Below are 20,412 nucleotides of genomic sequence, written 5' to 3' on the forward strand. Positions count from 1 at the left end.
CTTATTTCCAATCATAAACCGGTTTAATCAAAGAAAACATTTATGAATAATTCTTCTTACAAAAAGTCAGACAAGAACCATCAGAATAAATTTTTATTCCTGATTACTTGTTACCATGCCTTCAATTTTCAACATAGCTTCGGCATGTTCCAACGCAAGGACCAGGTGCTGTTTCATTTCTTCGTAAGCAGTATCCGCATCACTTTCTATAATAGCTTTAAGAATTTTTGTATGCCAGATAATTGCCGAGTTGCGCGCCTCCGGTACATCGGATATAATCATTGATTTAATCTCAGGCATCAGGCGGAAAACCGGTTTAAGCATTAATGGCAGGAGCCGGTTTTGTGTAGACTTAGCAATTGCGAGATGGAAGTTCATATCGAACTTTGCAAGTTCTTCCGCCGGACCTTCAAACGTTGCCATCTGGTCTATCTCAAACTGCATTTGCTCAATATCCTGTTCAGTTCGGTTAAGAGCTGCCGAGCGTGCGATTTCGGGTTCAATTATTCTCCGGGCCTCAATTATCTCTAGCACATAGGATGCACCAATTCTCGTTTTCAGATAGCTGTGCATCGGATCGGTAACACTTTCTGAAGTAATTTTCCTTACGAAAATTCCTCTCCCTTTTTCGATTGAAATTAATCCCTTAGCACTTAACATTTGAAGAGCTTCGCGCAAAGCTGTTCTGCTTACTCCAAACTGCTCGCAGAGTTCAAATTCTGTCGGGAGCTTTTCGTTTACTTTCAGTTTCTGGGAATTAATGGCTGATTCAATTTCGAGTGCTACTTTTTTGCTTAATAACTCTTTGTTACCAACGGGTGTGAACATAAATAACCTAGACTTGTTATATGTCATACATAATATATGTTATACCAGATAGATTTGTCAAATTTTATTTTAAAGAATAATAAAAAAATTCTTTCTATATACTTTTAATAATAGTATTGGAATTTTAGGCTATATTATTGATTTATAGACGAAAATCGGGATATTTCTTCTATTGGGCAGGTATAACACGACTATTTGGATATGGTCTTTAGGTAATGACTTAGCTATCATTCCACGGAGAGAGAACTTAAAAGCGCTCTCCTTTCGATTCCCGGATATGACTGCCAACCGACCTGATTCTTCCCCACATCGAAATAAAAAACAATATCATACCTAGAAATTGACCGACAGATGAGATGACAAGGAGAACTTTTAAAATCTCACCGGCAATTATATATGCCGAAAGTACCTGACAAATAAAACGCACGGAGGTTGAAACAGTCATTACATAATATGTAACCAGGATAAGTCCCGGTTTGTAAAGTTTATCCTCCTTTTCCGGTCTGGGAAAGAACCAGAGAGCCACACCCATTATCATCATCATAACCGAGCCGACAAGTATAATATGAGTATGGGCGGAAACAAGATCCGGATGCGGCCAGATGCCCGAGTAATACCTGGCGATAAGCAGGTAAAGACCGGTCAGAACTCCTACCAGTAAAAAAATTATGCTGGTCTTAATAAAATACCGGACAGTTGAAAACGTAGTTATGCCCTTTCATTTTTTCTACTGTATTATCATAAAAATAAATCTGTAAATAAGCAACCAATGATTATTAACCGAATATTCCCGGAAATGATCTCGGAATTTATTGCGACACCAGCAGGATAAATTTCTGGAAACAGCAATCGGCATTTCCTATTTTTATTTCATCACTTCAAAACAATTAACAGGTGATTGATGAAAAGATCTGTATTAGCAAACCTGCCAATAATATTTCTTATACTTTCCTTTACAGTCATTACGGCTCAGAACAAAAGGGCCATGACATTAGAAGACGTTATGAAATTTAAGCAGATCAAAGAATTAAAAATTTCCGAGAAGGGGAATTTTATTTCCTATGCATCCAAGCCTGACAGAGGCAATTGGGATTTTATAGTCAGTTCTACCGGGTTTGATAAGGAAATAATAATTCCGAACGGCTCGCGGGGTGAATTTTCGAATGATGAAAATTACATTTATGCTTTTATTGAACCCGACTTTTTCGAATATGAAAAAGCCGAGAAAGAGAAACCCCGTGCCGGCCTGGAACTGCTTAATATCAAAGAGGGAAAAACAGAGAAGTGGAAGGATATAAAATCGGCTTCATTCTCCCGGGATTCCCGATGGCTGGCATTCCACCATTTCGAAAAGAAAGATACCAGCAAGAACGTAAAGCCTAAAAAAAATATCGGCACTACTCTTGTGTTAAAAGAGCTCACCGGGGCGAAAGAGGATACTATTAATTTAGTTACATCCTTTGCTTTCGATTCGCTTTCCAGTTACCTGGCTTTCTCAGTACTTGATACTTCGAGAAGGAATAACGGCCTCTATCTCTGGGATTTGAAGAAGAGAGAAATGATTATTGCTGACACTGCAAAAAATTCCGTAATCGAAAATTTAACATGGCACAGGAGTAATAAACTTGCATACTTAAAGACGATTTTAAGAAAAGATCAGAAAAAGGACAGCTGCGAATTGAAGATGTGGGATAATGGAAAAGTTGAATCATTGGCGGGACTTAATAATCTTCGAGAGGGATATTACATTCCTGTAGAAAACCGATTGACCTGGTCGAAAGACGGGGAACGATTGTTCTTCGGCATTAAGCAGTCGATGATTAATAATCAAAATACCGTGAAAGATACATCCAAAAACAGTCAGTACGATTTCGATAAGATTCTGGCGAAGAAGGAAGCGGATGTATGGCACTGGAATGATCCGCTTATTAAATCAAATGAAAAGATTGAATGGAAACAGCGCGAGAAATCCTCCTACCAGACTATTTACGATTATAATGCGAAAGCAATAGTCTATTTAATAGATGATGATTATTCCCGGCTAATTAAAAATGAAAATCCCGATAAAGCGCTAATACTTACCGACAAAGAATACCTAAAGGAAAGGACATGGGTCGGAAATATTTATGATCTCTATTCCCTCGATTTGAAAAGCGGCGAAAGGAAACTCATCGAAAATAATTTCAGAGGAAGTCATTCACTTTCCCCGCACGGAAAATACACAACAGTCTACAAGGAGAAACAATGGTATTTAAAAAATCTGAAGACTCTCTCATCTGTCTGTCTTACCGACAAGCTGACCGTGCCATTCTATGATGAAGACAATGACACCCCGGACGAACCGTCGGCTTATGGTATAGCCGGATGGCTGGAAGATGACAAATTTGTTCTTATATACGATAAGTATGACATATGGAAATTCAACACTTCAACCGGGGCATCAGAATGTATTACCGACGGATTCGGAAGATCTAACAATTATTCATTCAGAATCTTCGACCTTGATAAGGAGAAAGTATGGTATGAGTCGGATGAGGAATTTGTATTAACAGCATTTCACGAAAAGGAAAAATTCACCTCTCTTTATAAACTTGGAGCAGACCGCAAAGGTGTAACAAAAATTCTTGAGGAGCAGAAGAAGTTTACTGTTATAGGAAAAGCAGCCGGTTCCGATAAACTGTTTTATTCCCGGCAATCATACAATGAATATCCGGATATCTGGGTGACAGATTTAAACTTCCGGTCGCCGGAAAAATTAACTGATTTGAATTCGCAGCTTGAACAGTTTGCATGGGGTACTTCGCAGGTGATTGAATGGAACAGTCTGGACGGCAAACCGATTCAAGGCGCGGTTATACTGCCCGGTAATTTTCAGGCAGACAAACGTTATCCGGTTCTTGTTTACTATTACGAAATATCTTCGCAAAGGGTTCATGATTTCAATGAAATGGTGGTTAACCACCGACCCAACTTTCCGTTCTATGCCAGTAACGATTACATTGTATTTCTGCCCGACGTGAAGTTTGATATCGAGCGTCCCGGATACTCGGCAACTAAGTGCATTCTCCCCGGTTGTCAGAAATTGATCGCTCTTGGCTGGGCTGATCCGAAAGGATTCGGGCTGCACGGTCATTCCTGGAGCGGATATCAGTCGGCGCATGTTATTACCCAGACTGATTTTTTTGCATGTGCAATAGCCGGCGCGCCAGTTGGAAATATGACGAGCGCTTACAGCGGAATAAGATGGGGCACCGGATTAGCACGGCAATTCCAGTATGAAAAATCTCAGAGTCGAATCGGTGGAACTCTCTGGGAGAAAACGATGAGTTACATTGAAAATTCACCCGTCTTCTTTGCCGATAAGGTTAACACACCGTTACTTCTGATGCATGGGGATGAAGATGACGCTGTGCCATGGTACCAGAGCATAGAGATCTATCTGGCTATGAGAAGATTAGGGAAGGATTGTATTTTCCTTCAATACAGAGGGGAAAAACATCATCCGGTTAAATACCCGAACAAACTCGATTATTCAATTAAGATGAAAGAATATCTGGATCATTACTGCAAAGGATTGCCTGCCGCTGATTGGATAACAAAGGGTGAGCCTTACAAAGGGAAATAATTATTCTTTTTAAAAGAGGCGGTCTATTACTCCGCCTCTTAATATTCATTTGTTCGAATTAAAAATCTTTCTAAAGAACTCTTTCTCATTTTCAAGATCACTAATTTTCCGGACTTCTTCATTCGCCTCTTTTTTATCATCCATCATTTTTATAAAATCCTCCGATTTAACTATCGAACAACTATTAACTCGAGCAAAGTCGGCAAGCGGCCGATCGGAGGAAACAAGAGTTATTAATTTTGGGTTCCGCGATTTTGAAATCTCCTCTCTAATCTTTGTATCCGACGACTGCTTATCAGAATAAACAATTTTCCCTTTCGCAAGACTGAGAGTTAGGTTTTTGAAACCATCGAGATGAAGTGTAATACTCAGCTTTTTGCCGGCGAAGTAACTGTTAAGCATTGAAACAAGTTCGGCCCGGCTCCTTTGCTTATCTTTAGAATGTACTTCTTTCAACATTTTGGATCGGCCGATAAGATTATTACCATCGATGATGTAATGAGTCATAATAAAAAATAATAAATTAGCAGCAACAAAAACAGAATATGATGGACAAAATAATTCAGGTTGCCGGAATAATCGATTCAGCCGAAGCAATAATGCTAATGGAATCCGGAGTTGAGTACCTCGGCTTTCCACTCCGTCTTCCGGTCAACAAAGAAGATCTGACCGAAGAAGAAGCCGCTAAAATAATTCAACTTATTAAACCTCCTCATAAGGCAGTACTGATTACTTATCTTAATAATGCAGAAGAAATAATTGAGTTCTGCGACAAGTTAAAGGTTACATATGTTCAGCTTCACGGTTCTATAGACATTAATCAGTTAAAACTGATTAAGACTGTCCGGCCGGAGATTCAGATTATTAAAAGTCTGGTGATTAGAAAAGATAATCTTTACGAATTAGAAAGACTTGTAACCGATATGTCTCATTGGATCGATCTTTTTATAACAGATACATTTGATCCTTCTACCAGTGCAAGCGGAGCCACAGGGAAAACACACGACTGGAACATCAGCCGGAAACTGATAGAGCTCTCCCCAAAACCGGTTATAATTGCCGGAGGATTAAATCCGGGAAATGTACGGGAGGCAATACTCTTTACACGTCCTGCCGGAGTAGATGTTCACACGGGCATTGAATCTTCAAACGGAAGAAAGGACTACCTATTGACCAGTCGGTTTATTGAGGAATGTAATAGAGCGTTCTCTGAATTAAAGTAGATTTGGGCCGGTTTAGTAGCTTCAGCGGGGATAAATCCATTTACATATTCTTTTAGGGCACCGGTGTTATTTGTGCTTTGTAACTTAATTTTAAGTACATCCGGTTCAACATCGATTAAAAAATAAGATGGATTGTTATCCATTGTAGCTCCGGCATTTAAAAAATTAATTCCCTTTCGATGATACTCTCTCATCTCATGACTGTGTCCATGAAGCACTGCTTTTATATTTGATTTATAAAAAAGATCTAGCAATTTTCTTTTCCCTTTTAATTTCATCGTAAATTTTTCAATCCTGTTCCAGAGTCCGTTGGCAGAGCTTTTTGATGGGTCGGAATTGTGATAAAAATGATGGTGTACAAGAACGATTTTGGTTTTTTCGCTGAATTCAGGTTTTGAAAGATAATCTGCGAGAAATTTTCTTTGAGTTTTTTTAATCCTGCCATTTGACGCAAACGGATTCTTAAACCGAGAATATTCATCTATCGAATTTAATCCGAAGAAGACAACATCCTTCATTTTTTTTATAAACGGGAAATAAACATCCGCGCCCGGGCGGATAGTGCGGTCAAATAGCTCTCTGAAATATGTAACAAACCTGGATACTCTTTCATGATAGTTAATATTTAAACACTTAACTGGAAAAGTTATCACGTCATTCGCTGTTTGGGGACCTCCGAATATATCGTGATTTCCTATTACAATCGACGATCTATCCGCATCCAGAAGGCCAAAATTATCGAGAAGTTTTCTGAATGCAGAAAATTCCGTTTCGTCTGCGTTATCTGCAATATCACCCGAAAAGACAAAATGATCTGTTCCATTATCCAAAGCATTTTCAATCAGATTATTCAGCCTTGCATAATTATTGTTTTTAAATGTTGAACATAAATGTAAATCTGATAAATGTGCAATTCTCATAAAATGCCGAATTAGTTATTAGCCAATTTAGCAACAGTATATTAACAGAATATTAAGATATTATTAATAATTGATTAATAATTCTGAAATGGTTCTTAACAATAAATTAACAATCGATTAATATTCTGATAATATTAAAGTTCGATATTAGCAGGAAATAATTGAGGAGTTTGAAATGGCAGCTGAAGTTAAGATAGGTTCATCCTTGGTAGGCGAAGGTCATCCTGTTTATGTAATAGCTGAGATAGGAATTAATCACAATGGCTCACTTTCTCTGGCTAAAAAACTTATTGACGGGGCCGTTTTTGCAGGTTGTAACGCGGTTAAATTCCAGAAAAGGACTCCCGAGCTTTGTGTTCCTCAGGATCAATGGAATGTTGAAAGAGAAACTCCCTGGGGTCGAATGACATATTTAGAATATAAACATAAGATTGAGTTCGGTTTTTCAGAATATGAACAGATCGATCACTATTGTAAAGAAAAAGGGATTGACTGGTTTGTTTCTGCATGGGACGAGGAATCTATCGACTTTATTGATCAGTTTAATCCGGTTGCTTATAAAATTGCATCGGCTACTTTAACTGATTATGATCTATTAAATAAAATCCGAAATACCGGCAAACCCGTTATTTTGTCTACCGGTATGTCAACAATGGAAGAGATTCAGGAAGCTGTTGATCTGCTCGATAGGAATAAACTACTAATTGCACAATCTACATCCTGCTACCCTTGTAGTGAAAGTCAATTGAATCTAAAAATGATTTGTACATTCAAGAATTTGTACCCGGGAATTCCAATCGGTTACAGCGGACATGAAACAGGATTAGCGCCAACACTCGGTGCTGTAGCACTAGGAGCTTCTTTCATAGAGCGACATATTACTCTGGATCGGGCTATGTGGGGAACAGATCAGGCTGCCTCTGTTGAAGTACATGGGATGTACAAACTTGTTAAGAATATCAGAGATATTGAACTCTCCCTTGGAGATGGCAGAAAAAAAGTATACGACGATGAAATAAAAAATATGACGAAGATGAGAAAAAACAATTCACAACAAAAACTAGTTGGTTAAAAAACGGTCAATGTTGCATATTTGTTGACCACTTTAAATCCAATGACCTTATTAAAAAGTTGAAGCAATATCTGATTTCAACAACAGCTGACATTCATACCTCTAAATCAATCGATTGATTTCCGGAGGTTTTGACCTTCATCACAAGCCTTTTTTTTAGCTTTTGATTTATTTACGAAAGGAATAATTTCCATTGTTGTTTTTGCTAAATGGGTTGGCCTTCTCGGCTGGGGGTCAACCCGCTAATTAGAAAGGTTTTATGACATTATCTCAAATTGTTTACTCGTCCGTAGGTCTCTTTTTCCTAACCGCCCTGGTAGGTATTGCTGTTCTGTATCTTCTTTCAAAAACCAGAAAAAGAGAGGATTAAAAGATTTTATAACTTACCCAAGAATCTCCAACCGGTTTTAATATCCCATTAACCAATAAGAATAATAAACTATTGTAAACAAGTTGTACTGCTTGGAATTTATCTAAATGTCTAACTGCCGGGTTGTATGAATTGATTTAGAAGGAAAATTGAGATATGAAAACAATTAAGGTGAAGATAATTGTTAATTCTAGTTTCCGAAATCAAATGCATTTTGCATAATAATTTTCTAAGTTTAATAAGACAATAATATTCTTTGCTCTAAATTTTTCTCTATTCCGGAGTTATTATGAAAATGCAAGAGAGTAACGGTGAACGACCACTAATAACCAGCCTGAAAACTAAATTCGAAGAAATTTACGGACAATCAACCGGCTCACATCTAATTCTGACACCCGGAAGCCTTATACTTCTCGGCGATCATACACATTATAACGACGGAATATTACTTTCAGTCGCACTAAATAAGTATTCGGCAATAATCATCAGAAAAAGGAATGACCAATTAATCAATATGCTCAATCTAACTGAAGAGCATTCAATAGAATTTGCAATAAATGAAATTGATGATCAATCTGACTATAAATTCAGGCTTCAATTATGTCTTCTAAAAATGTTACGGGATCAGGAATTGTTGAAACATGGTTTTGATTGTATTCTTCAATCCGAAGTACCGGAATGCCTCGGTCTGGGTGCAATTGCCTCCAGAGAGATCTGTTTTGCTACAGCATTAAAAAAAGTTCTTAACCTGGAAATTAATACTCATGAACTTCTTGGATATGTAAGACAATGTGAATTACAGATTCTTGGTAAAATTTCGAACATCGCCCATCACTATACACTGAAATTCGAAAAGGAGAATAAATTCTTTGCTTTTGACTTACGCACCCTGGATCATAAGACTATCACAAATAATTATGAAGATATAAATCTTGTACTGATCGACACAAAAGAAAAGATCCCGCTTGTTTCCGATACGTGTAATGAAAGAATTGAAGAATGTGAAGTCGGAGTTAAAGGTCTGCGTCTCTACATCTGGGGAATCAAAAACCTGAGGGATATTGAACAGGATTTCTTAATGCGTCATTATCATATGCTGCCCAGAAGAATATTTAATCGCGTTCTATATAATGTTAGTGAGCGAATAAGAACCGAGGAAGCGATTAAATATTTAAAAAAGAATATGATCAAAGAGTTCGGTGATTGTATTACGCGTTCGCACCAGAGCATCTCTTATGATTACGACCTTAATCATCACAAGAGCGATTTCATTGTTGAAAAGGCAAAAGTGTTCCCGGGTGTAATTGGTTCCAAAATGATCAGCTGTTCACCGTGGATTTCAACATTTCACATTGTTAATAACGAAAGTACTTTAACATTCATCAAACAAATCAAGAAATCTTTTAAGGAAGAATTCAACTGCGAACCTGAAGCTCATATATTCAAAATAGCAGGGGCTACTAAAGAACTCTCCGCTAAACAGATTGAGATGCTGCTCTCCGAATAGTTAAATCCTTGTAACGAAAAATCAGCATCAAATTCAACTTGATTTTAACTTCTCTTAATAATAGATTTTCTCCCGAATAAAAAAGGAATATTAATGAGTTTTTCAGAGGATTACCTGAATGATGATACCGACGGATTTTTTGATGAGAAAGAGATAATATCAAAAATTAACACTTCAAAGGAATATATCAGCAATGGACAGGAAATTGCCAATATAGATTTTATTGAAGAAACAATTCAGCTTTGTCTGGAATACGATTTTATTGAAGACGGTCTACATCTTACAGATGCTTTAATAACTGTAACACCATATAATTCCGAGACATGGCAGTTTAAGGGAATTTTTTTAAACAACACTTTCGATTTCGAACAGGCATATCAGTGCTTTCAAAAAGCTCTATCCCTTAATCCAAATGATGTTGAATCCTACATCAACATTTCAATTGCGGAGGATAATCTCGGGATGTTTGAAGAAGCGGTTGAATCGCTTAAAAAGGCGCTTAATTTTGAACCGGCCAACGAAGAGATCTATTTTAATTTGGGAATATTATTTGAAAAAAGAGAAAAGTTTCAGGAAGCAATTAATTTTTTTAGAAAAGCTGTTGAACTTGCTCCGGATTATTCCGAATCCTGGTATGAGTTAGGCTACTGTTATGAAAACACAGATCAGTTGAAATCCGCACTCCATGCATATGAAATGTATCTTGAAAATGAGCCCGATAATTTTACCGGCTGGTACAACAAAGGAATTGTTCATCTGCGGCTGGAACAATGGGAAAAAGCAATCAACGCATTTGAACTGTCGATAGCACTGAAAGATGATTTTGCCAGTTCCTGGTTTAACTGCGGTTATTCCTATTCAAAAGTTGGAAGAACCGGCGAAGCTCTTTCAGCTTACAAAAAAGCTTATGAGGTTGATCCTTTTGATGAAACTATTCTATTCAATATGGGTCAGATTTACGAAGATCTGGAGAACTACCCCCAGGCAATCAAATGCTACAGCGAGGCAATTAACATCGATTCAGAATATTATGAGGCATATCTTGCCCGCGGATATTGCAACGATTCAATCGGAAAATTTCAACTGGCGTTGAAAGACTTCAACAAGGCAATTTCTCTAACCGGCAACTCAGAAGATGCATGGTTTGCAAAAGCTGATTTGGAGTATTCTCTTGGCAAGTTGAATGATTCTGTTGTAAGTTTCAAAAAGGCGATTGAATTCAACAGGGATAACTTCGGGGCCTGGTATAAACTTGCTGAAACATATTTTGAAATGGGCCGATGGATTGACGCATTGGGAGCTTTCGATGAATGTATTAGACTGAAACCTGCTCATGCCAATTCATATTACAGTAAAGCAAAAATTAATTTTTTAATCAGTCAGACTCAGGATGCCATCGACTGTCTTAAAAAAACTTTTGAATTGGATCCCAACATAAAAAATGATTTTACGCGGGATTATCCAGAGGTTAAATCCTCAAAATTATTTACAAAATTATTAGATGATAATAAACCTTAACCGGAAATGAACTTGCAAAATAAGTTTAATCATAATACAAGAATTATCGGAATTATCGGGCATCCAATCAAACACTCATACTCCCCACTGATGCACAATATCGCTTTTGAACTCTCAGGTATGAATTACATTTATCTTCCATTTGATGTGCCGGCAAGTTCATTGAAAGATTCATTGAAGGGAATAGTTGCTCTCGGAATTAAAGGTTTTAACGTTACACTTCCATTGAAGGAGAAAATTATCCCTCTACTTAAAGACGTCTCCGACGAAGCGAGTATTATCGGTGCAGTTAATACTGTTCTGAACGACGATGGAATCCTGAGGGGATATAATACCGATGTCTTTGGAGTAATAGAATCCCTGAACCCATTTAAAGACGACCTTCAAAACGCTACCGTTTCAATAATTGGTGCCGGCGGAGCTGCCAGAAGCGTTATTTATGCTTTAATCCGGAATTTCAAGGTTGGACATATTAACATTATCAACCGGACCGAACAGATTGCAGAATCTCTCAAAGAATACTTCTCTTCAAAAATGCTTTTTAATAATTTCAAAGCCTATCATCTTGTCCCGCCGGACATGGTTCAGATTCTTCAGGATTCAAAACTAATCATCAACACAACATCCATCGGAATGTATCCCGAAATAGATGATGCCGCCACAACTATTCCTGAATCGTTTAAAAAGGATCAGATTGTTTTCGATGTAGTATATACACCTGTTAAAACCAAGCTCCTTAAAATGGCCGAGCAGCGCGGAGCAAAAATCATAACTGGTTTAAAAATGTTCGTTGAACAGGGAGCGAGATCCTTTGAACTATGGACCGGAGAAAAAATGCAGGTAGAAAAAGTTCACAGGGCTTTGGAATTCTATCTGAACAATTAGAAAAGTTTTCCCAGTGCCATTTTAATCCTTTTAACCGCCTCCTCAAGTTTTTCCATTGATGCAGAATAAGACAATCTGATGAATCCCTCCGAGCCGAATGCACTTCCCGGTACAACAGAAACACGGGCAGCCGATAACAGATACATTGCCATGTCAATTGAATTGTGAATAGAATATTCCCCCGCCGACTTCTTAAAAAGTGCCGAGACGTTAGGAAAGAGATAGAAGGCTCCGCCGGGTTTATAGCATGAGATTCCATCTATCGATGTTAATTCATTATACATATAATCCCGTCTCTTTACAAAATCTTTCTTCATCTGATCAATAAAGTCCTGGGTTCCAATCAATGCTTCAACAGCAGCCGCCTGAGAAATTGAAGATGCATTCGATGTGCTATGACTTTGAATCCTGTTCATTGCCTGAATTATATATTCGGGACCGGCAGCATAGCCGATCCGCCAGCCGGTCATTGCATATGATTTCGACAAACCATTGATTAGAATTGTACGTTCTTTAATTCTTTTGTTAATAGCGGCAAAACTGACAAACTTATTTTCATCATAAATAATCTTCTCATAAATCTCATCAGAGATTACAAAAATATTATTCTCGTCAACTATCTTAGCGATCTCCTCCAGTTCCTTTTGTGAATAAGTTGAGCCGGCCGGGTTAGAGGGATTACAGAGAATAAGCAGTTTTGTCCTTGATGTAATAGATTTTTTTAAGCCTGCCGGTGTTAATTTGAAACCGCTTTCTTCATCTGTCGGAACTACAACCGGAATACCTTGCGCTAATGAAACCATCTCCGGATATGAGACCCAGAAGGGTGCTGAGAAAATCACTTCGTCGCCATCATCAATTATTGATTGGATTGCGTTGAATATGCTCTGTTTGGCTCCGTTGGAAACAATTATCTGATTCGGCGAGTAGTCCACCCCGTTTTCCTGTTTCAGCTTATTGCAAATTGCCTCACGCAATTCTACCATGCCGGAATTGATAGTATATTTAGTAAAGTTTTGATCGATTGCGCGCTGAGCAGCTTTTTTAACATTCGGTGGAGTTGAATAATCAAGTTCGCCGACACTAAGATCAATAACGTCCTCTCCCCTGGCCTGCATTTCTTTTACCTGCTGGGCAACTTTCATAGTCGGCGAGATTTCGATTCCGCTGATTCTTTTAGACAACGTCAAATGATTGTCCTTTCATTTAATCTGGAATAAAAATTGGGGTTCAATATAATATCGGGAATTAAAATTAAAAAGGAGGAATAAAAAAGGTTCTGCCTGATTCAGGCAGAACCTAAAAAACGAATCTATTGGTTACTATATTCTTTTGGGTCCGGCTGCAATTACTTCTTTTGAAGAACCGTCTTCGAATAGTTTGAAATTCTCGATGAACCTTGCGGCCAGTGCATCATATTTTTTCCAGTATTCATCCTTATTGCCCCAGGAGTTTTCCGGATACAATACATCTTCCGGGACATCCGGACAACTCATCGGCACTTCGAAACCGAATAGTTTATCTTTACGATACTTGACCTTATCAAGCTTGCCATCGAGAGCGGCATTCAGGAGATTCCTTGTATGACGGATACTGATTCTCTTTCCGACACCGAATCTTCCGCCCACCCAGCCTGTATTAACAAGCCATACTGTTGCCTTGTGTTTCATTAATCTTTGTTTAAGCATTTCAGAATAATCGAAAGGATGGCGAACCATAAATGGTCCTCCAAAACAGGCCGAAAAAGTTATTTGAGGTTCAATTCCAAGTCCAATTTCGGTTCCGGCTATTTTAGAAGTATAACCGCTTATAAAATGATACTGCGCCTGTTCGGGTGATAATCTGGCTATTGGAGGCATTACGCCGGAAGCATCGCAGGTTAAAAAGATTACATTTTTTGGATGAGTCCTTACATATCCTTCTTCAATAACATTAGGAATAAATTCGATGGGATATGAGCAGCGTGTGTTTTCAGTAAGTATGTCATCATCAAGATCGATATTTCTGGAAACAGGATCGAAAACAACGTTTTCCAGAATTGTACCGAATTTGTGGGTAGTTGCATAGATCTGCGGTTCATGTTCGGCAGACAGACGAATTACTTTAGCGTAGCATCCGCCTTCGAAGTTAAATACACCCTGTGAACTCCATCCATGCTCATCATCTCCGATCAGCCTTCTTTTCGGATCTGCCGAAAGAGTAGTCTTTCCCGTACCGCTCAATCCAAAAAACAGAGCAACATCTCCGCTGTCGCCCACATTTGCCGAGCAATGCATTGGAAGAACATCCTGATATGTCAGCAGAAAATTCAACACGGTAAAAACTGCTTTCTTAATTTCCCCGGCGTATGATGAATTTGCGATAATAGCCGTCCTTTGATCGAAGTTAAGAATGATCGCAGTCTCTGATCTGGTACCGTCTGTAATAGGATCTACTTTAAAACCCGGGACTGCAATTACGGTAAACTCCGGAACAAATTTCTTTAATTCATCCCTATCATTGGTTGTAACGAGCATATTTCTTACAAACAGGGAGTGCCAGGCTTTTTCCGTAATAATCCTAACCGGCATTTTATAATCCGGATCCGCACCTGCGTAAACATCCTGAACAAAAAATTCTTCACCCTGCGCCCATGCCTGTAAACGACCCATAAGCTGAGACCATTTTGCGTGTGCATAGGGACGATTATATGTTCCCCACCAGATATCTTTTTCTGTAGATTCCTCGCGGACAACAAATTTATCGGCAGCGGCTCTTGCCGTATGCTTTCCTGTATTCACCAGGAGAGCCCCGCCTTTAACAAGTTTACCTTCATTACGGAAAATGGCTTCTTCATACAAAGCCTCTTCGGGAAGATTCCAGAAAACCCGGTCGAGATAAGCCAATCCCTGGTTTTTTAATCGGAAGTCCGATGCTAGTTCCTGTGCCTGTTTGGTTGCCGGCGTATTAAATTCTAGATATTTACTCATGACCAGTCCCTCACTAATTTGCGATCGCCAATATAAAGTTCATTCGGAGAATTCGGATCGAGAGCCCACTTCATTCTCTCTATTCCGTCTGTAACATCTTTAATCGTTCCGCAATAGCTGAGTCTTAAATGACCATCGAGGCCAAATTCTTTTCCCGGTACGGTTAAGACCATTACTTTGTCTATCAGGTAACTCGACAACTTTTGCGAATCCTTTTCGTATGCGCTGAAATCGGCGAAGCAATAGAATGTTCCATCGGGTACCGTAACTTTTACACCGTCAAATGATTTTAAAAGTCCGATAAGGACATTTCGATTATTTTCTAAAGTTACTCTCAGGCTTTCAACGCTCGACTGAATTCCGTTGAGAGCACCAACAGCAGCTTTCTGAAGCAGTACTGAAGGTCCCGATGTCTGATGACCCTGAATATTTGCCATAGCTTCAATTACTTTTTTGTTACCCACGGCCCAGCCGATTCTGAATCCCGTCATGGCATACTGTTTCGAAACACCATTAATTATAATGATCTTGGATTCTTCGACTGATTTCTTTGTAAAGTTGTAGGCACTAATTGGTTTTCTTCCATCAAATACCAGTCGGTGATAAATATCATCCATAATAAGATAGAGATCTTTCTTCTCGCAGTATTCAACTATCCCGGCAATAAACTCTTCGGAATACATAGCTCCGGTTGGATTATTGGGGCTGTTGATAATAATAGCTTTGGTATAACTTCCAACTCTCTGTTCAATATCTTTTAAACGGGGATAAAAAGTTCCGTCTTCAGGAAGGACAGAAACCGGTATTGCACCGCAGAGCTTAGCCATATCGGGATAGCTAACCCAATAAGGTGCCGGGAAAATAATTTCCTCCTGAGGATTAAGTATTGCCTGCATTGCAACCATAATTGCCTGCTTAGCACCGCCGGAAGCGATTACATTCTCCGGATTTACTTTTCTACCATAGTATTCTTCTGTGTAGCGGATAATTGATTTTTTTAATTCCGGAATTCCGTCGGCAGGTGCGTATCTAATTTCACCTGTGTTCAATGAATTTACTGCTGAAAGAAGTGCGTCCATTGGCGCCCGGCTTTTCGGTTCTCCGCCTCCCAAATGAATTACCGGATCCCCTTTCTCCCTTAATATTGCTGCCTTTTCATTCAATGCGAGGGTTGGAGATGCTTTGATCGATCGTGCGATTTGACTTAGACTCATAATGATTTCCTGTTTAGAATAGACAAAAATTAGAAAAAATTGTGTGTCAAACTTATTGGCATTTAATATGATTCGCAAGTCTATTTAATGGTTTGAAGTCCAAAAGAACTCAAAAAGCGGCAATTTTAAGCATAAACCTGTAAAACCGGAATTATAATTTGTTGAAGGGCAAAAATGCAAACGGCCGCAATACTTCTAAGTATCGCAGCCGCTGAATAAATTCTGAAGTAAAAATTATTGTTTCGTGAACTCAAGTCGCACAGGTATTTCACCGAAAGTCGGCACTTCCAGAACAGTCTCAACAGTCAGTTTATTTCCGGTCATTCCGTAAGGAAGCTCCTGTGTTTCTCCGAGTGAACTTTTCAGAGAAAGCTTTCCGTTGGCGACACTCCATGTACCGGAATCTGTAGTAGTACCGTCGGAATCTGTATAAGTTGCCGAAAAGGTTTTATCGCTTTTCATAATAATTGTTGCGCTGTAACCAACCTGCTGCGGTGTTAACTCCGTATTTCCCAGACTAGTAAGAGTAATTTTTGTTAGTACCCATGTTCCAACCAGTTCATCTCCGGAGGAAGATGCCGGGTCGTCATCTTTATCACACCCCGCAACGAATAAGGATACAAATAATAAAATAACTAGCATCTTACTATAATGTTTCATCTTTGTCCTTTCAACAAATGGTTTATAAAATATGATTCAAATCTATTAACAATATCAGAACCAAACAAGCTATTAACAACCTAGGGCATAGAGTAAAATACCGGTGTTGATTCAAGTCAAAGTTTTGTCGGGAATGAAAACTTGATAATCTTTGGTTTTACAAGATCAAGAAAATCTTTCAGGGACATCTGAATCAGTTCTGTATGTGTTCCGGCATTAAACGCTATCTCGTCATCGTCGAGAAGGCTCTGAGCAACATATACATCCATATTATATAGATTACCGAACGGCGGCATTGCACCAACATCGCACTCAGGAAATTTATCCTTAAATTCCATTTCGTTTGCCAGACGGACATTATCATTTTCAACGGCTTGCTTAAGTAGGTTGAAATCAACTTTGTATGACGCCGGGAGAACACACATTGCCATCCTGCCGTTAATCTTTATAAGAACAGTTTTGGCAAGTTCTCTCCCTTTGATATGAGCCGATGCAGCTATCTCCTGTGCTGTAAATGCAACTGAATGCTTTATTGTTACATATTTGATTTTATTCTGATCTAAAAATTCTTTTAATTTTTTCGACGGCATATAACCTCCTGTTAAATGTTTTGATTAATATGCTGATGCCCGGAGTAGGATACTATTACTTATCAATTTAAATTGACTACTGTTATCAATTTATTTTATCAGGAGCAGATTAATTTTTGCGAGATAATGTATTTGAAGAAGAGAACCGGTAACAATTTAATTACTAATAGGTATTAAATCAATTGCAGAAAACCAATCCTCACGTATAGTATATGGATAACCGGTTCTTTTAACTCTTGGCTATTTTGCATATCTTAGCACTTTCTAAAGATCATATCCGTATGAAATACTATATAGGAATAGACGGAGGAGGCACTAAAACTATATGTGTGCTTGCCGACGAAAATCTTTTTATCCGGAGTTCTGCCACCGGTCCGGCAACTAATCCTTTAGTAGTTGGATTTGAAAAATCCGCCCTGACATTGTTGAAACTGATCAAGAAAACCGGTTCATCTAAAAAAATCTCATTTTGTGAAATTGGAATTGCCGGAACAGGATTAAAGAATAACTCCAACAAACTGAAGAAGATTTTAAAAATTAAGAGTAGAGAAACCGGTTTCAAACTACCACCTTTCGAAATCACAACCGATATACGGATCACTCTGGAAGGGGCTTTCGCAGGGGCTCCCGGTTCTATCCTGATTTCAGGTACCGGCTCTATAGCTTTTGCGAAAGATAAAAAGGATAATCTCTTCCGGGCTGGAGGGTTCGGGAGAATTATAGGAGATGAGGGAAGCGGTTATTCAATTGGAAGAAGAGTTTTATCAAGCATTGCCGGATCTCTAGACGGAAGGGTAAACGACAAAGAACTTTTAAAATCCTTTCAGAAAAAATTCGGTATATGGGATTCAAGTCAATTAATTTCCATGGTTCACTCGGAGAAATTCCAGATTGCGGGATTAGCCGAATTTGCAATATCCGAAGCAGATCGAGGCAACAGGTCCTGCCGCAAAATCCTTGACGAAGAGGCTGAGCAGCTAATAATGCACTTAAAGCCGATAACCAGAAAGTTAATGTCCAAAAATTTCCGATTATGCCTGAGCGGTAGTCTGTTGAATAAGAAGAATTATTTTTCATCTCTTGTTAAAGAAAAAATTATGTCATATTACCCCGGCATAATAATCAAAAATCCCGAATTTCCTCCGGAGATCGGCGCAGTAATGATGGCAAAAAAAATTAATCTCAAATTCCTAAAATAATTCCGGTTTGTTATGATTGTGAAAAAATCCATTCAAGAAAAGAAAACAAAAAATTCTAATCCCTGGTCCTGGATTCCCTCATTATACTTTGCAGAAGGACTTCCCTATGTTATTGTTATTACTGTCTCGGTCATAATGTACAAACGGCTCGGAATTTCTAACGCCGAAATTGCTCTCTATACAAGCTGGCTCTACTTACCCTGGGTTATTAAACCGTTATGGAGTCCGGTAGTAGATCTGCTTCGCACAAAGAGATTCTGGATCACCACAATGCAATTAATAATTGGTGCTGGAATGGCCGGAGTAGCATTTACAATTCCGATCCCTGATTTTTTTCAGTTCACACTTGCATTCTTCTGGCTTCTCGCATTTAGTTCTGCAACTCACGATATCGCGGCGGATGGATTTTATATGCTCGCACTATCGGAGAGTCAGCAGTCTTTCTTTGTCGGAATTAGAAGTACGTTTTACCGGATTGCGATGATAGCCGGCCAGGGTCTTTTAGTAATTCTTGCAGGTTTTCTGGAAACCACACTTTCAATTGGTCCGGCTGAATTTAAAGTGATTTCAAAACCGGGTGCTCAGCTTGAAAATACAATCCAGCTCGATTCATCGGCGATAAAACCGGTTGAAGGCAAAATCAAATTAGTTGCAAATCCGCCTGTAGTATATATTGGAACTGAATCTGTTTCAAAAGAATCAGCCGATTTCCTACTTAATTTCGGCAACAAGTTCAACATAATGAACGGATTCAAACAGAATTTAATGCCTCCTGCCGACACATCATCGGGAGACGAGACGGCCGGAAATGTTGCCATTCTTAAACTCCATTTATCCAATAAACCTGATTATGGTGATGAATATTTTATTGAACTGAATCAGACAGAAGGTTCAGCTGGAATTAATATCATCGAAGGAAGATCGCTAAAATTCACATCTGAGAATTGGAATAAACCGGCATATGTTGTATTTCAAATCGATCCATCAATTAAAAGCGAAGTCCAAGCTACGTTTTTAGCCCACTCGGAAAAAATTCCTCTTGCCTGGGTTTTCACATTCGGAGTTGTAGCCATACTTTTTATAATAACTTCACTTTATCACAGAGTAATTCTACCTAAACCGGCTCAGGACATTTCAGTTTTACGGTCACACCGTTCTAATTCGCTCAATGAATTTTTCAGAACATTTATCAGATTTTTCGAGAAGGAAAGAATTGTTGTTATACTCGGTTTCCTTTTATTCTACCGTTTCGGGGAATCGCAACTGGTAAAAATGGCCTCCCCTTTCATGCTCGACCCGCGTGACACTGGCGGTTTAGGATTAACTACTTCGGAAGTGGGCTTTGTCTATGGAACCGTCGGCATTGTCGCTCTAATTCTGGGTGGAATTTTGGGAGGAATTGTAATCTCTAAAGGCGGATTGAAAAAATGGCTCTGGTGGATGCTCGCTGCTATTAATCTTCCTAATGCGGTCTACGTTTATCTATCATTCATGCAGCCTGAATCTTTCTTAATAATTAATAGTTGTGTTGCACTCGAACAGTTCGGCTACGGTTTCGGCTTCACAGCTTATTTAATGTATATGATTTATATCTCGGATGGAGACTATAAAACATCCCATTATGCAATAGCAACGGGATTTATGGCGCTGGGGATGATGGTTCCCGGAATGTTCAGCGGGATGATTCAGGAATCGATAGGATATAAATATTTCTTCATCTGGGTTTTAGTTGCAACTATTCCGTCGTTCCTGATTGCAAAGTTTATTAAAATTGATCCGACTTTCGGCAAAAAGAAAGATCGGATTGTTGAGGAATCTTAATCATTATCAGA

General features: G+C 38.7%; 17 protein-coding genes. 8 read left to right on the plus strand and 9 right to left on the minus strand.

Annotated features, from left to right (window positions below; genetic code table 11):
- Positions 1 to 93: 93 nt before the first annotated feature.
- The gene (locus PLZ15_03010; protein HOI28704.1) at positions 94 to 828 is read right to left on the minus strand and encodes a FadR/GntR family transcriptional regulator; all 735 of its coding nucleotides are present in this window, start codon (positions 826 to 828) and stop codon (positions 94 to 96) included.
- 247 nt (positions 829 to 1,075) lie between these two features.
- A complete protein-coding gene (locus PLZ15_03015) occupies positions 1,076 to 1,372 on the minus strand; it encodes a hypothetical protein (GenBank protein HOI28705.1) in 297 nt (98 codons plus the stop codon).
- A gap of 357 nt (positions 1,373 to 1,729) precedes the next feature.
- On the opposite strand from PLZ15_03015, the gene PLZ15_03020 reads away from it, so the two are divergent.
- Positions 1,730 to 4,453, plus strand: coding sequence for a prolyl oligopeptidase family serine peptidase (locus tag PLZ15_03020; protein ID HOI28706.1), 2,724 nt, complete (start codon positions 1,730 to 1,732; stop codon positions 4,451 to 4,453).
- A 45-nt stretch (positions 4,454 to 4,498) separates the two neighbouring features.
- Here the strand turns inward: PLZ15_03020 and PLZ15_03025 are convergent, their stop codons facing one another.
- Positions 4,499 to 4,960, minus strand: a complete 462-nt coding sequence (locus PLZ15_03025) for an NYN domain-containing protein (GenBank protein HOI28707.1) — start codon at positions 4,958 to 4,960, stop codon at positions 4,499 to 4,501.
- Between the two features lie 38 nt (positions 4,961 to 4,998).
- Between PLZ15_03025 and PLZ15_03030 the strand changes: the two genes are divergently transcribed.
- Positions 4,999 to 5,676: a phosphoribosylanthranilate isomerase gene (locus PLZ15_03030; GenBank protein HOI28708.1), complete on the plus strand. Its 678-nt coding sequence runs from the start codon at positions 4,999 to 5,001 to the stop codon at positions 5,674 to 5,676.
- On the opposite strand, the gene PLZ15_03035 is transcribed toward PLZ15_03030, so the two are convergent.
- Positions 5,616 to 6,596, minus strand: a complete 981-nt coding sequence (locus PLZ15_03035; GenBank protein HOI28709.1) for a metallophosphoesterase — start codon at positions 6,594 to 6,596, stop codon at positions 5,616 to 5,618. The genes PLZ15_03030 and PLZ15_03035 overlap by 61 nt on opposite strands.
- A gap of 175 nt (positions 6,597 to 6,771) precedes the next feature.
- Between PLZ15_03035 and PLZ15_03040 the strand changes: the two genes are divergently transcribed.
- The 4 genes from PLZ15_03040 to PLZ15_03055 all read left to right on the plus strand — a co-directional run bounded on the left by PLZ15_03040 (position 6,772) and on the right by PLZ15_03055 (position 11,948).
- Positions 6,772 to 7,668 carry an N-acetylneuraminate synthase family protein gene (locus PLZ15_03040; protein HOI28710.1) on the plus strand — a complete coding sequence of 299 codons (897 nt, stop codon included), beginning with the start codon at positions 6,772 to 6,774 and terminating at the stop codon, positions 7,666 to 7,668.
- A 659-nt stretch (positions 7,669 to 8,327) separates the two neighbouring features.
- Positions 8,328 to 9,545 carry a galactokinase family protein gene (locus PLZ15_03045; GenBank protein HOI28711.1) on the plus strand — a complete coding sequence of 406 codons (1,218 nt, stop codon included), beginning with the start codon at positions 8,328 to 8,330 and terminating at the stop codon, positions 9,543 to 9,545.
- Positions 9,546 to 9,638: 93 nt separating this feature from the next.
- On the plus strand, positions 9,639 to 11,063 hold the full coding sequence (locus PLZ15_03050) for a tetratricopeptide repeat protein (GenBank protein HOI28712.1): 1,425 nt from the start codon (positions 9,639 to 9,641) through the stop codon (positions 11,061 to 11,063).
- 6 nt (positions 11,064 to 11,069) lie between these two features.
- A complete protein-coding gene (locus PLZ15_03055; protein HOI28713.1) occupies positions 11,070 to 11,948 on the plus strand; it encodes a shikimate dehydrogenase in 879 nt (292 codons plus the stop codon).
- Here PLZ15_03055 and PLZ15_03060 read toward each other — a convergent pair.
- The 5 genes from PLZ15_03060 to PLZ15_03080 form a co-directional block, all read right to left on the minus strand.
- The gene (locus PLZ15_03060) at positions 11,945 to 13,138 is read right to left on the minus strand and encodes a pyridoxal phosphate-dependent aminotransferase (GenBank protein ID HOI28714.1); all 1,194 of its coding nucleotides are present in this window, start codon (positions 13,136 to 13,138) and stop codon (positions 11,945 to 11,947) included. The genes PLZ15_03055 and PLZ15_03060 overlap by 4 nt on opposite strands.
- Before the next feature lie 132 nt (positions 13,139 to 13,270).
- The gene (pckA, locus tag PLZ15_03065; protein ID HOI28715.1) at positions 13,271 to 14,917 is read right to left on the minus strand and encodes a phosphoenolpyruvate carboxykinase (ATP); all 1,647 of its coding nucleotides are present in this window, start codon (positions 14,915 to 14,917) and stop codon (positions 13,271 to 13,273) included.
- Positions 14,914 to 16,131 (minus strand): pyridoxal phosphate-dependent aminotransferase, encoded by a 1,218-nt coding sequence (locus tag PLZ15_03070; GenBank protein ID HOI28716.1) that lies wholly within the window; start codon positions 16,129 to 16,131, stop codon positions 14,914 to 14,916. Before PLZ15_03070 ends, pckA begins: the two co-directional genes overlap by 4 nt.
- Before the next feature lie 234 nt (positions 16,132 to 16,365).
- The gene (locus PLZ15_03075) at positions 16,366 to 16,791 is read right to left on the minus strand and encodes a lipocalin family protein (GenBank protein HOI28717.1); all 426 of its coding nucleotides are present in this window, start codon (positions 16,789 to 16,791) and stop codon (positions 16,366 to 16,368) included.
- 116 nt (positions 16,792 to 16,907) lie between these two features.
- Positions 16,908 to 17,381 (minus strand): YbaK/EbsC family protein, encoded by a 474-nt coding sequence (locus PLZ15_03080; GenBank protein HOI28718.1) that lies wholly within the window; start codon positions 17,379 to 17,381, stop codon positions 16,908 to 16,910.
- A 281-nt stretch (positions 17,382 to 17,662) separates the two neighbouring features.
- Between PLZ15_03080 and PLZ15_03085 the strand changes: the two genes are divergently transcribed.
- Together PLZ15_03085 and PLZ15_03090 are read left to right on the plus strand one after the other, a co-directional pair.
- The gene (locus PLZ15_03085) at positions 17,663 to 18,580 is read left to right on the plus strand and encodes a BadF/BadG/BcrA/BcrD ATPase family protein (GenBank protein ID HOI28719.1); all 918 of its coding nucleotides are present in this window, start codon (positions 17,663 to 17,665) and stop codon (positions 18,578 to 18,580) included.
- A gap of 12 nt (positions 18,581 to 18,592) precedes the next feature.
- On the plus strand, positions 18,593 to 20,401 hold the full coding sequence (locus PLZ15_03090; GenBank protein HOI28720.1) for an MFS transporter: 1,809 nt from the start codon (positions 18,593 to 18,595) through the stop codon (positions 20,399 to 20,401).
- Positions 20,402 to 20,412: the final 11 nt, after the last annotated feature.

It is taken from the genome of Melioribacteraceae bacterium (assembly GCA_035362835.1).
Lineage (GTDB): Bacteria > Bacteroidota > Ignavibacteria > Ignavibacteriales > Melioribacteraceae > DSXH01.

What these genes read in the sequence shown, in the direction of transcription:
- PLZ15_03010 (HOI28704.1), bottom strand. Translation starts at nt 828, where the DNA reads ATGTTCACACCCGTTGGTAACAAAGAGTTATTAAGCAAAAAAGTAGCA.
- PLZ15_03015 (HOI28705.1), bottom strand. Translation starts at nt 1,372, where the DNA reads ATGATGATGATAATGGGTGTGGCTCTCTGGTTCTTTCCCAGACCGGAA.
- PLZ15_03020 (HOI28706.1), top strand. Translation starts at nt 1,730, where the DNA reads ATGAAAAGATCTGTATTAGCAAACCTGCCAATAATATTTCTTATACTT.
- PLZ15_03025 (HOI28707.1), bottom strand. Translation starts at nt 4,960, where the DNA reads ATGACTCATTACATCATCGATGGTAATAATCTTATCGGCCGATCCAAA.
- PLZ15_03030 (HOI28708.1), top strand. Translation starts at nt 4,999, where the DNA reads ATGATGGACAAAATAATTCAGGTTGCCGGAATAATCGATTCAGCCGAA.
- PLZ15_03035 (HOI28709.1), bottom strand. Translation starts at nt 6,596, where the DNA reads ATGAGAATTGCACATTTATCAGATTTACATTTATGTTCAACATTTAAA.
- PLZ15_03040 (HOI28710.1), top strand. Translation starts at nt 6,772, where the DNA reads ATGGCAGCTGAAGTTAAGATAGGTTCATCCTTGGTAGGCGAAGGTCAT.
- PLZ15_03045 (HOI28711.1), top strand. Translation starts at nt 8,328, where the DNA reads ATGAAAATGCAAGAGAGTAACGGTGAACGACCACTAATAACCAGCCTG.
- PLZ15_03050 (HOI28712.1), top strand. Translation starts at nt 9,639, where the DNA reads ATGAGTTTTTCAGAGGATTACCTGAATGATGATACCGACGGATTTTTT.
- PLZ15_03055 (HOI28713.1), top strand. Translation starts at nt 11,070, where the DNA reads ATGAACTTGCAAAATAAGTTTAATCATAATACAAGAATTATCGGAATT.
- pckA (HOI28715.1), bottom strand. Translation starts at nt 14,917, where the DNA reads ATGAGTAAATATCTAGAATTTAATACGCCGGCAACCAAACAGGCACAG.
- PLZ15_03070 (HOI28716.1), bottom strand. Translation starts at nt 16,131, where the DNA reads ATGAGTCTAAGTCAAATCGCACGATCGATCAAAGCATCTCCAACCCTC.
- PLZ15_03075 (HOI28717.1), bottom strand. Translation starts at nt 16,791, where the DNA reads ATGAAACATTATAGTAAGATGCTAGTTATTTTATTATTTGTATCCTTA.
- PLZ15_03080 (HOI28718.1), bottom strand. Translation starts at nt 17,381, where the DNA reads ATGCCGTCGAAAAAATTAAAAGAATTTTTAGATCAGAATAAAATCAAA.
- PLZ15_03085 (HOI28719.1), top strand. Translation starts at nt 17,663, where the DNA reads ATGAAATACTATATAGGAATAGACGGAGGAGGCACTAAAACTATATGT.
- PLZ15_03090 (HOI28720.1), top strand. Translation starts at nt 18,593, where the DNA reads ATGATTGTGAAAAAATCCATTCAAGAAAAGAAAACAAAAAATTCTAAT.